Here is a 12,438-nt window from a genome sequence, read left to right on the forward strand (position 1 = left end):
TTCACTAATCATTAGTTATCAATTTGTTCCCGTAAAATAATCGATAATGCTCACTTGATTAAAATAAGCAACAATCGCTTCAATGCGATTTATTTGAAAATTCAACTGCAATTCCTGTACATCCAAAACCTCCCTAAAATCGATGGTTCCGGTTTCATAATTCTTCAACAAAATCTCGTTGGCATTCTGCGCTTGAATAAGGTTCTTCTCCTGGGTATCAAAACTGATTCGCGCTGCATTTCTGTTTCTAACTGCGGTTTGCAATTCTGCTATCAAGGAGTTTTCCGAAGCTTGTTTTTGAATGTCCAAAGCTTCATGTTGGAGCTTGTTCTGTTTTGCGATGGATTTATATTTCTTATTAAAAATGGGAATAGAAAGTGACACCATCGGCATCAACATATTGGGTGCTTCGTTGTACAGCATATACTCCAGTCCTACTCCAAAACCAGGCGCACTCTCTTTTTTATTGAGCGCATCCGCTTGGGAAACGACCTTGTTCAGCTCCTCGAATTTCCGCAATTCAGGGTGGAGTGAAAGGTTGGCAAAATCAATTTCAACGTCGGTCTCAGGCATTATCAAGCTATCTGCAATTGAAATTTCGGCGATTTCGCTACGGTTCATAATCTTATTGAACGCTGTCAGTTCTGCGGCATAATCTTGCTCCAGCACTAATTTTCGTTCCATCAGATCGTTTTGCCGCATCTGAAGCCGCAACACCGATACCGCTGAGGCCTGTCCCACCTCCACCGAGGTCAATGCCATCCGCTCATAAACTTGTAGCAATTGAATATTGGATTCCAACACTTCTTGTTTTTTAGCAATTTGATAAAGCCGGTAATAGGATTGCGACAAAACCATGGCGATTTTTCTTTTGGCGATTTCAATTTCCAAAAAATCGGCATCAGCTAATGCTGAAGCATAATCGCCACGGGCAGGGATAGTTCCAAACCAAGGCAACATTTGCATCACCGAAAACTCCCCTTGCTGCATCATGGGCATTTCGGTTCCAACCATATATCCGGCTGAAATCTCAGTATCAGGAAGCGTGTTGGTCTCCGAAATTTTTTCCAGCGAAATGGCATGTTGCTTTTCAACAGCTTGAATATTGGGATTGTTAGTTATGGCTTCTTCAATATAAGTTGCCAGTTCCTGCCCGTGTGAAGGTCCTCCAAAAAACAGCAGCGTCACAAGAAATATCCCTACAAAGCGGAACTGCGACCTAGGCCAACGAATGATTGTATTTAAGTTAAGATTCATTATTTCTATTGGTTTTTAAGAATTCTTAGTCGTCTTTTCAATTTTGCCTCCCGTCTCCAACTGAATAATACAGGCACAACAAAGAGTGTGATCAATGCAATCAACATCCCACCAAAACTTGGAATGGCCATTGGGATCATGATATCACTTCCGCGACCTGTAGATGTCAATATGGGCAACAAAGCCAAAAGTGTGGTGGCTGTAGTCATCAAACATGGGCGGATCCGCTTCATTCCGGCTTCTACAACGGAGGCACGGATTTCCTTGACATTTTCTGGTTCGTTTTTATCAAAAGTTTGGGTGAGGTAAGTAGCCATGACGACGCCGTCATCGGTGGCAATCCCAAAGAGCGCAATAAATCCGACCCAAACAGCGACACTTAAGTTTATGGGATGCATTTGGAACATTTCCCGTAAGTTTTCGCCAAAAAAGGTGAAATTTAAGAACCAATCCTGACCGTAAAACCAGATCATCAAAAATCCGCCAGCAAACGCAACTGCAATTCCTGAGAATACCATTAGGGACGTAAATACCGAACGGAATTGGAAATACAGGATGAAAAAGATGATCACCAAAGCCAAAGGCACAATTATAGAAAGGGTTTTTTCGGCGCGCAATTGGTTTTCATAGGTTCCCGTAAATTTGTAATTGATCCCCTTTGGAACGGTGAGCTCTCCACTGGCAATCTTCTCTTTGATCAAGGCCTGTGCATTTTCTACCACATTGACTTCCGCGTAGCCGTCGAGTTTGTCAAATAACACATGACCTACCAGAAACGTATCCTCACTATTGATCATCTGGGGTCCCTGCTCATAGCGCACTTCAACAAGTTCGCCCAAGGGTACAGGATTGCCATTTTCTACTGGCACGTAAATATTTTTCAGGTCTTCTGGATCCGCCCGTAACTCGCGCGGATAACGCACCCTAACGTCGTAACGTTCTCTTCCTTCCACCGTTTGTGTCAACGCCATGCCTCCCACAGCTACCTGTAGAATTTGCTGAACCTCTTCAATGGTAACACCGTATCTCGCCAATCGATCTCTTTTAATGTCTATTAAGAGATAGGGTTTTCCAACTATTCGATCAGCAAACACTGCTTCTACTTTTACGCCTTCTGCGTGTTTTAAAATTTCTTCCAATTCTATTCCGAAAGCTTCAATCTTACCAAGATCTTGTCCCAAAACTTTAATTCCCATCGGGGCGCGCATTCCGGTTTGCAACATGACCAATCGGGTTTCAATAGGCTGTAATTTTGGGGCGGAGGTGACCCCAGGAAGTTTGGTCACTCGGACTATTTCATTCCAAATATCGTCCGGAGACTTTATTTCCGGTCGCCAATTTCTATAAAATTCGCCGTCATTATCGGGAACAAGATCTTGCTCTTTTACAAAAAATGAATCTTGTGTTTCTGTAGTTTCAGCATCGCCATTCTTCGCAGCATCACCATTCGGATTCAGAACAAGGCTACCATTTTTAAGAACAAACAATCCATTTTTATCCACTTTAAACCGTTGGCGCTTTCCATCTTCATTTAACGCGTATTCCGATTTATACAGAATGATATTTTCATACATTGATAATGGTGCTGGATCTAAAGCCGACTCCGTGCGCCCAGCTTTTCCAACCACAGTGCTGATTTCTGGAATACTCGCCACGGCCATATCCAATTGCTGTAGCACACGTTTATTCTCTTCAACCCCAGAGTGAGGCATAGAGGTTGGCATTAATAGGAAAGCGCCTTCATTAAGTGAGGGCATAAATTCCTTACCCGTATTTTGCCAGATCAAGACTCCAAAAACAACGATAAGTGTAGGCAAAGAAAGAAATAATATTTTATTTCGAAGTGCCCAGCCAAGAATCCGAGTATAGTAATATTGAAACAACCAGAACAACCCTAAGAGACCAAAACAGATAAAACCTACAAACAACAAGTTCCAAAAAATACTTTTATCCACGCCAAGTGGACGCCAGAATTCTGCCAAGAGGAAGACAACCGCCAAGGCAGAGATTAATATATTTATGCTATTGGCGCGTTTATCGGACAGAGTTAACCTATCGGATAGTTTAGAAGTTATGTTCTCGTCTTTTAACAAGCCGGTGATGCCGAATCCTATTAAAATAAGGCCCAACCAATACCCATAAACGATGGCCGTAATTCCAAGAAGGATTAATATGATATGGATGAGATTTGCAGTAACTTTTCTAAGGCTTTTTCTACGGAACAAGTAGGCTGCAAACGGCGGAATCAGAAATAGCGCTACAATAAACGAAGCAGTAATGGCCATGGTTTTTGTAAACGCCAAGGGTCTGAATAATTTACCTTCCGCACCGATCATCGTAAACACTGGAATAAAACTGATGATGGTTGTCAATACCGCGGTAAGAATAGCGCCTGAAACTTCAGCACTAGCCTCATAGACCACATGATTGATCGATTGTTTAATCCCAGTCAGAGTATAGCGTTCTTTTTCCTCATCCAGATGTCGGATGATGTTTTCAGAAAGTATGACCCCAATATCCACCATCGTACCGATGGCAATAGCAATTCCGGATAGGGCAACAATATTGGCATCCACATTAAAGAGCTTCATCGCAATGAAGACCATCAAGACCGCCACGGGCAATAATCCTGAAATCAGTATGGAAGCTCTTAGATTGAAAACCATGACAATAATGACTAAGATCGTGATAAGAATTTCCAAGCTTAAGGCCTCGTCAAGTGTATCTAAAGTTTCCTGAATAAGTACCGATCGATCATAAAAAGGAACGACGGTGAGTTGCGATATCGTGCCATCTGAAAGCTCTTTGGAAGGCAGACCAGCCTTAAGCTCTTCTATCTTTTCCTTGACATTAGTGATCACGGCCATCGGGTTGGCACCATAACGTGCGGTAATCACGCCGCCTACAACCTCAGCACCTTCTTTGTCCAAAATCCCTCGTCGCGGAGCAGGCCCCAAACTTACTTTTGCGATATCTTTAATCCGAATGGCCGTATAATTTTCAGAGGTTACAACCGCATCTTCAATATCCGCAACAGATTTTATATAGCCCAGACCCCGCACCAAGTATTCCACTTGGTTGATTTCCATGGTTTGTGCGCCAATATCCTTATTGCTTTCTTTTACCGCTTTGACAATTTCCGATAGACCAATATTATATTGGCGCATCAGCTCTGGTTTTACGTCAATTTGATATTCCTGTACATAACCTCCTATCGATGCCACTTCAGAAACACCACTTGCTGAAGACAGTGCATATTTCACATAATAGTCCTGGATACTTCGTAATTCGTGCAGATCCCAACCTCCGGTGACATTGCCATCTTTATCGCGACCTTCTAAAGTGTACCAATAAATTTGCCCTAATCCTGTAGCATCAGGACCTAAGGATGGGTTGACACCATCAGGAAGTAAACCGGAAGGCAAGGAGTTGAGCTTTTCCAAAATACGGCTGCGGCTCCAATAGAACTCGATATCTTCTTCAAAAATAATATAGATGCTCGAGAAGCCGAACATTGAGGAACTACGGATGGTCTTCACCCCTGGAATTCCCAATAACGTCGTGGTAAGCGGATAGCTTATTTGGTCTTCTATATCCTGAGGGGAGCGCCCTTCCCATTGTGTGTAAACAATTTGTTGGTTTTCACCAATATCAGGAATGGCATCTACAGCAACAGGATTGGTGGGAAGAAAGCCAGTATCCCAATTGAAAGGAGCATTGACCACGCCCATGCCTACGAAGAGGGTGAGCAATAAAACCGCTACCAGCTTATTCTCTATAAGAAATTTTATGCTTTTATTTAGCATTGATTTGGATTGTTAAACAGTTAAACATTGAATAAAACCCTGATAAAATCAGAAAATTAAAGTCAACAAAATGAGCCCAATTGGGTTGTCACCAAAGGGCTAATTTTCCGTTCCGATAAGTATCGGATCGGAACTGTTTAAAATCAAATTAAATAAGTCTCGTGTAGCTTTTGTATATCCCGTATGAGAAAGGGGGGATTGTAATCTTTAAAAGGAATGATGTTTTCATCCAATCCTTCAAAAAGATTGATATACGAATAGAAGAAGGCGGCAACAAAAACTTGTTGCTCTAAATTTAAAGTGTCAAATGTTAATTTCAGATCATCTTGACCTTCCATAACGATCTGTAGTTCTGAACAACATGATTTTTCTGTAAGTTCATTACCACATTCTTTAGTCGGCACTTGTTTCTCCATTCCACAAGTCTTAACCTTATCGAACAAAGAAAAATCAACTAAATGATCTCCACAATAATGCATATCCACAGTGAACGACATTGTAGTAAATAATACTAAAGTCGCTAAGGTAACCGATAACATTTTATGGAAAAATGATTTCATATAGTGGCAAAGATATAAAATTTTTGCACAGGTTCTGGAATTTATATTAATGATGAATAGGTTGATAACTCTTTTAAAGAATAAACCATTTAAATTTTATCTTTCCAGCACTGCCAAAATCTCTCCGTCTTTTGGCTTAATTTTGCTTTCAAATGAAGTGATAAGTTGTCCGTTTTCGTCAAGGAGAAATTTAGTAAAATTCCATTTCACATCCACATCCATAACGCCATTTTCAGCTTTAGAAGTCAGCCACTCAAAAATGGGAGCCATATCCTGTCCTTTTACCGATACTTTAGCGGCCATTGGGAAAGTCACCCCATAATTCTGTTCGCAAAATGTTGAAATCTCATCATTGCTCCCAGGTTCCTGAGCTCCAAAATTATTGGCCGGAAATCCTACGATGACCAACTTGTCCTTATGCTCATTATATAAATTCTCCAAGCCCTCGTATTGCGGTGTGTATCCGCATTTTGAAGCAGTATTTACAATCAGTATTTTCTTTCCTTTGAAATTCGAAAAATCGATCTCACCACCAGAAAGCGATTGGACCTTAAATTGATGAATGGAATTATTTTGCATGGCTACAGAAGTTTGTGAGATTAAATTAATAGAGAAAAAGAAGGTTAAAACGACTAGAATATTTTTCATTTGTTTTTATGGCTAAGTTAAGAAAATCAAAGCCACTTTCAATTAATGTCATGTTAAAGATGAATAAGCTTATCCATTTATCCTAATACCAAATCGGTTGTGGAATTACAAATAAAGATCATCCTCCAAATCAAGAACCTCGAGACCCGTCCGACCGGCACGGGCGGGCAAGCTCACGAAATATGTATAAGAAACTGCTTTTTCGATTGAGGTAAGCTTTGATGGATTAAACCACTGGTGGAAATAAAATGTTTTGGATCATAACATTTGTTTCGAATTACATAAAATTTGGCTATTGCAGAAAGACGTTCTATAAAAAATAGAACTATTATTAGTGTGTTAAATTGAACAATTGTATTTTTAGAAATGACATTCACCAAATTATTTATAATAAATTAAAACCAACATGAACATCAACTGGATTATATTGATCATTGGCGGCATATTCGAGACCGGATTTGCAGTAAGCTTAGGAAAGGCACAACACACTTCTGGTAAGGAGATGTGGCTATGGTTACTTTCTTTTATCGTGTGCGTAGGCATAAGCATGTATCTGTTATTCAAGGCCATGGGCGGTGAGAATCCCATCCCTGTTGGCACGGCCTATGCCGTATGGGGCGCCATTGGAGCCGTAGGCACAGTCATAGCAGGTATTTTGCTGTTCAAGGAACCTGTGACGTTTTGGCGTATGTTCTTTATTAGCACCCTAGTCATTTCCGTAATTGGGTTACAGGTGGTAAGCACCGATACTTAAAAGGAACATTGCCCCTCTTAAGGTTTTTGTGCAGAAGATGAAATTCTTGTGGTTTGTAGTTCAGAATGTGCGTAAGCCATTCTAGGAAGTTAAAATTATGGCGTAAACAGATATTTATTTTAACCGATTCTCAATTTTCGGTGACACTTGATATCACAAAATAGATGCTATAAGACAGCTTCATGATCTTGCAAGATAAAGAAGGTTCAAACTTAAATTTGTTCAAACGTAATCACTTAATGAGGTGATTTAACTTTTTTGAATATTTTTATTTTTGAATATTTTTAGTCCCAAGACGGTAATTTAAAAAATAACAACAAGCACCATGGAAGAGTTCACTTTGTAGTCATGTTCACTCATCCATCTTAAATTGGTATTCCTAGTCAGAATCGGTTTCTTTGACTTTAAAGTTTTTGAGTTTAAACCGAACAATATCACCTGGTTTCCACGTTTGAACTGAAGATTTCAATAAAATAGTCTGCGTATCATCCATCGCTTCTCCCTTACAGTCTTTGATACAACTTGTACATCGATTACAACACACTTTTAATTGCATATGATCGCCTAGGTACATACATTGTTCCACCATCCCACAGAGATGTGGCTCTTCGGCATTACAAAAATCGGTTTCCTCGGCTCTGAAAAAGAGATTCACCTTATCGCGATTTACGGATAATGGACAATCCTTGGGACCGGATACAAATCCGAATGGCGTTTTAAATCCGCCTGGTGCCACCGTAGCCACAACGTTATTCGATTTTCCAAAAAGCTCAGCAACATAGGAAGAGTTTGGATTATTGTATAAATTATCAGGAGTATCCAGCTGTAATAATTTCCCGTTAAGCATAACGGCAATTTTATCTGCAGTAGAAAAAGCATCCTTGGTATCGTGTGTCACCAAAATGGCCGTAATCCCCATGGCTTTGATGATCTGTCTTACCTCCTCACGCACTTGGTCACGCAGGATGGTATCTAAATTACTGAAAGGTTCGTCCATCAATAACAGCTCTGGTCGTGGTGCAAGTGCTCTGGCCAGTGCCACGCGCTGCTGTTGTCCACCAGAAAGTTGATGCGGGTATTTTTTAACGTCTTCTTTTAATCCGGTCAGTTTTATAGTTTCATGAACACGTTGCTCGGTCTCTTTTTTATTTAGCCCTTTTAATCCAAAAGCAACATTTTCAAAAATGGTCAGATGTGGAAACAATGCATAATCCTGAAAAACCATTCCGGTTTTCCGTTTATTGGTCGGCAAGGATTTTCGTCCGCTCACAATCACTTCACCACCCAATTCAATAGATCCCGAATTAGGATGCTCCAATCCTGCGATTAAGCGCAACAAGGTTGTTTTCCCTGAACCGCTTTCGCCAACAAGTGCCAATATCTCACCTTTTTCCAATGAAAAAGACACCCCATCCACCGCATAGGTGTCGGCATTCCGATATCGTTTACTAATATTATTTAATTCAATAATCGCCATGTTCATTCATTTTTTCTGCTTTTGCGTTTGATAAGACGTGCTCTATCTTACCGTTTGACTTCAAAAGCTATTGATCTTCATATATCACTCCTCATTTTTTTCTACTGATCATATTATTCAACACTATAATTGGTATCACCCCAGTTAAAACTACTACTAGGGAAGCGTTTGCCGATTCCGCTATCATCTCATTGGTTGCCATATCAAAGGCTTTGGTCGCCAAGGTATGGAAGTTGAAAGGTCGCAAGATCAAGGTCAGCGGCAGTTCCTTTAAAATGTCTACAAAGGCCAACAAAACTGCTCCCGCTATACTGTTCCTTATCAAAGGTAAGTCTATTTTCCATAAGGTCCTTAAAGGCGAAGCACCCAAGGATCGTGCCACCTCATTTACCGAGGCTCCCGTTTTCTGAAATCCTGCGTCAATAGCATTATAGCCAACAGCCATAAACCGAACAATATACGCCACCACTAAGATAAACAATGTTCCTGACAAAATCATCCCAATATTATTGGAAAGCGCCCAATTGATCTTGCGATCGAGGCCCATCATCGGAATCATCACTCCTACTGCAATAACCGCACCAGGGATAGCATAACCCAACGACGCTGTTCTAGCAATATGTTTGGTCCATTTCAGCGGACTTAGGCGAATGGCATACAACAGAAATATAGAGATCACCGCAATGGCCACCGCAGAACCAATCGCTAGAGAAAAACTCCTAAAAATTAAAATTCCAAATTCAGAATCCACAACATTACGCCAAGTCAGGGAAACCCAATAAAAAAGTTGCAAGAGCGGAAAAATAAAGCTGATCAGCAAAACGGTTAGGCAAAGTACCATATATAACCGTCGTGTACTTTTCCGCTTAGGTCTGATTCTTAGTGCTGGTTTAGAACTTCCACTGCCTGCATTCCAATTCCGACTCCCTCTTTGGATATTTTCCAACCAGATCAACGCTAAAACAATCAACGTCAAGATTGCAGAAAGATAAATTGCCGTATTGATATCTCCAAAAGAAAACCAGGCTCTAAAAATCCCAGACGTAAACGTATCTACTCCAAAGTATTTTACCGTGCCGTAATCATTCAGAACTTCCATGCCCACCAGTGCAATGCCTCCAGCAACTGCCGGTCTCGCCATAGGCAACGCAATCTTGGTGAACATGCGCATCCGATTGCTTCCCAAAAGAAAAGCAGCTTCTTGCATGGCGCCGGATTGTCGTGTAAAAGACGTCCTACAGATCACATATACATAAGGAAACAAACTTATGGAAAGTATAAAAATTGCTCCGGGCATATTCATGATATCGACAATGGCGCCTTTAAAATGGATGTCAAAATTATTCCGCAAAAACGCCTGAACCGGTCCAGTATATTCCAAAATGCCCACATAACTGTACGCCATCATATACGATGGAAAAGCGAGCGGCAGAATTAAAAGCCACTCAAAATACTTACGACCTGGAAAATCATACACTGAAACTAACCAGGCCATACTGACACCAATAAGAAAGGTAAAGATACCTACGCCGAGCAGCAAAAGAAAAGAATTGGTAAAATAAGAAGGCAATAATGTGGACGCAATATGTCCCCAATGCTCTCCAGGCTTATCGAAAAGCTTGATCACAATAGTGAAGACGGGAGTTAATACTAAAAGTAGTATTACAATTGCCCCACCCGTCCACTTATTCCACCAGTAGGTGGTTTTTTTTGCCATTTAATTGTGCTAATCAATGATTTGATCTTCTGTACGAAGGTCAAAATTTAATATAATTTTTATTTCCAGCCAGCCTCATCAAAAATCTTAACTGCCTTGCTGTTATTTTCTCCAAGCTTATAAAGCTCCACAGGATCTGCCTTAAAATCTCCCCAGGTTTTTAAAATCGATGCTTTGGTAGCTTTCGGATTGATTGGGTATTCATAGTTAATATTGGCCAAGACTTGCTGTGCCTCTGCCCCTGAAAGAAACTCCATGAGCTTAATGGCATTATCCTTATTTGGTGCGTATTTAGTCACGCCTATGCCACTCACATTGACGTGTGTGCCTCTTCCATCTTGATTTGGAAAAATAATGCCCACACTCTCGCCTGCTTTACGCTCTTCAACATTCTCATCGTTGAGCATCAATCCTATATAATAGGTATTTACCACGGCAATATCACCTTCACCAGAAGCTACTGCCTTGACTTGGTCACGATCACTCCCTTTTGGGTTTCTAGCCATATTAGCTACAACACCTTCTGCCCACTCCCTGGCCTTTTCTTCGCCATCGGCCAAGATTATGGAAGCCAACAATGATTGGTTATAAACATTTTCTGAAGAACGAATCACAATTTTACCTTTCCACTTTGGATCTGCTAAATCTTCATAGGTTTTAATGTCTTCCGGATTTACCCGGTCTTTCGCATATGCAATAATTCTTGCGCGGTAAGTCATCCCGTACCAATAGCCTTGTTTTTCCCGAAACTCAGGTGCGATATTGGCTTCGAGTATTTCAGATCGAACAGGCTGTAATAAGTCTTTTGATTGCGCGCGATAAAGTCGTCCCGCATCAACAGTAATAAGGATGTCCGCACTAGAATTTTCTCCTTCCGTTTCAAGACGTTGAATCAATTCGTCGGCACTGGCATTTACGATATTGACCTTAATACCGGTCTCTTCGGTAAATTTGTTAAAAAGTTCGTCATCGGCCTTATAATGTCTATGTGTATAGACATTGACCTCTTGTGTTTTTGTTGAAGAATCACCACATGCCACGATTAAAGTCATCAGGCAAATTATAAATCCGAGTTTTAGGAAATTACTCATTATGTTTAGTGTTTTGATTTGATTTGCAAAGGTAATCTTATTTAGACTTATTACAAACAAGAAATAAAACGAACATTTCCAGGTATGGCTTTAAGACGAAATTATTCTTTGAAAATAGCTGAAAATCAAGATTTTAATGGCTTACTTTTTTTTCGAAAATTGATCATGACTACTGCAAATAAAATAATAACAATTCCCAGCCACTGTAAGTTGCTAATCTCCTCATTTAAGACCCAATACGCACTAAGGACAGAAATAGGTATTTCCAAAGCGGCAATAATACTTCCCAGACCTGTTCCTATTACTGGAAACCCTTTATTGAATAAAACTGGTGGTAGAATAGTTCCGAAACAGCCCAGAAAAACGCCCCAGGTTATCAAAATAGTCCAATTAAATTCTTGCAGAATTTGAACATTCCAAAATAGTACAATGACAATGAGCCCTCCATACACCAGGTATTGGCTCCGTACAAGATTAGACAACTGCAGCCCGACCCGACTCGTGCCGTACATCATTCCTGTAAATGACATGGCCGCCAACAGACCAAAGCCGATGCCTTTAAAATTAAGCTCCATGTCGGTCTCAAAGATTTTCGCGGCCAACACGGTTCCCACAATAGCCACAAACGCACCAAGTATTTTTCCTTTATTGACCAACGCACGTGCGGTAAAAAACTCCAATACCACCCCCATCCAAATCGTCTGCATCAACAGTATAATTCCGACAGATACGGGCACATATTGAATGGATAAATAATAAAAACTACTGGTTAACCCAGAGAAACCTCCAAACAGCATCAATTGAATTTTGGGATGAAGTGACTTGTTTTCAGATTGAGGGGTTTCCGATTTTTTGGAAAACAAAAAAACCAACACACTCAACACAATAGCTCCAAACAAGTATTGGGAAAAAGCAAGACCAGCCGTACCAATGCCCTGATTATTGGCATATTTTACGAAGGTTGCCAAAACACCGTAGCTGGTTGCGCCAATAGCAACATATAAAACACTTTTTAGCTGAACATTCATATTAAAAAAACAAATGGATTAATGGTTTATTTCACCTCTTGCGAAACTTGCGCTGGCAAATCTAAACAATCAGCCAAACTTTTCTTCAGGAATCTTATGA

The 12,438-nt window shown here is 40.5% G+C and carries 9 protein-coding genes; 1 reads left to right on the forward strand and 8 read right to left on the reverse strand.

Annotated elements, in window-relative coordinates; genetic code table 11:
• Window positions 1-18 precede the first annotated feature (18 nt).
• From ESZ48_RS16875 to ESZ48_RS16890, 4 genes are all read right to left on the reverse strand, one after another.
• Window positions 19-1,257 carry a TolC family protein gene (locus ESZ48_RS16875; protein ID WP_129018677.1) on the reverse strand — a complete coding sequence of 413 codons (1,239 nt, stop codon included), beginning with the start codon at window positions 1,255-1,257 and terminating at the stop codon, window positions 19-21.
• A 5-nt stretch (window positions 1,258-1,262) separates the two neighbouring features.
• The gene (locus ESZ48_RS16880; RefSeq protein ID WP_129018678.1) at window positions 1,263-5,063 is read right to left on the reverse strand and encodes an efflux RND transporter permease subunit; all 3,801 of its coding nucleotides are present in this window, start codon (window positions 5,061-5,063) and stop codon (window positions 1,263-1,265) included.
• A gap of 143 nt (window positions 5,064-5,206) precedes the next feature.
• The gene (locus ESZ48_RS16885; RefSeq protein WP_129018679.1) at window positions 5,207-5,623 is read right to left on the reverse strand and encodes an HYC_CC_PP family protein; all 417 of its coding nucleotides are present in this window, start codon (window positions 5,621-5,623) and stop codon (window positions 5,207-5,209) included.
• A 96-nt stretch (window positions 5,624-5,719) separates the two neighbouring features.
• The gene (locus tag ESZ48_RS16890) at window positions 5,720-6,271 is read right to left on the reverse strand and encodes a glutathione peroxidase (RefSeq protein WP_129018680.1); all 552 of its coding nucleotides are present in this window, start codon (window positions 6,269-6,271) and stop codon (window positions 5,720-5,722) included.
• Window positions 6,272-6,677: 406 nt separating this feature from the next.
• Between ESZ48_RS16890 and ESZ48_RS16895 the strand changes: the two genes are divergently transcribed.
• Window positions 6,678-7,025, forward strand: a complete 348-nt coding sequence (locus tag ESZ48_RS16895; protein ID WP_394345732.1) for a DMT family transporter — start codon at window positions 6,678-6,680, stop codon at window positions 7,023-7,025.
• A gap of 379 nt (window positions 7,026-7,404) precedes the next feature.
• Here the strand turns inward: ESZ48_RS16895 and ESZ48_RS16900 are convergent, their stop codons facing one another.
• From ESZ48_RS16900 to ESZ48_RS16915, 4 genes are all read right to left on the reverse strand, one after another.
• The gene (locus ESZ48_RS16900) at window positions 7,405-8,508 is read right to left on the reverse strand and encodes an ABC transporter ATP-binding protein (protein ID WP_449404162.1); all 1,104 of its coding nucleotides are present in this window, start codon (window positions 8,506-8,508) and stop codon (window positions 7,405-7,407) included.
• A gap of 85 nt (window positions 8,509-8,593) precedes the next feature.
• Window positions 8,594-10,219, reverse strand: coding sequence for an ABC transporter permease (locus ESZ48_RS16905; RefSeq protein ID WP_129018682.1), 1,626 nt, complete (start codon window positions 10,217-10,219; stop codon window positions 8,594-8,596).
• Window positions 10,220-10,278: 59 nt separating this feature from the next.
• Complete coding sequence (locus tag ESZ48_RS16910) at window positions 10,279-11,310, reverse strand: Fe(3+) ABC transporter substrate-binding protein (RefSeq protein ID WP_129018683.1); 1,032 nt, start codon at window positions 11,308-11,310, stop codon at window positions 10,279-10,281.
• Window positions 11,311-11,435: 125 nt separating this feature from the next.
• The gene (locus ESZ48_RS16915; RefSeq protein WP_129018684.1) at window positions 11,436-12,338 is read right to left on the reverse strand and encodes an EamA family transporter; all 903 of its coding nucleotides are present in this window, start codon (window positions 12,336-12,338) and stop codon (window positions 11,436-11,438) included.
• Between the last annotated feature and the right edge of the window lie 100 nt (window positions 12,339-12,438).

Origin of the sequence: Gelidibacter gilvus (assembly GCF_004115975.1) — a bacterium.
GTDB lineage: Bacteria > Bacteroidota > Bacteroidia > Flavobacteriales > Flavobacteriaceae > Gelidibacter > Gelidibacter gilvus.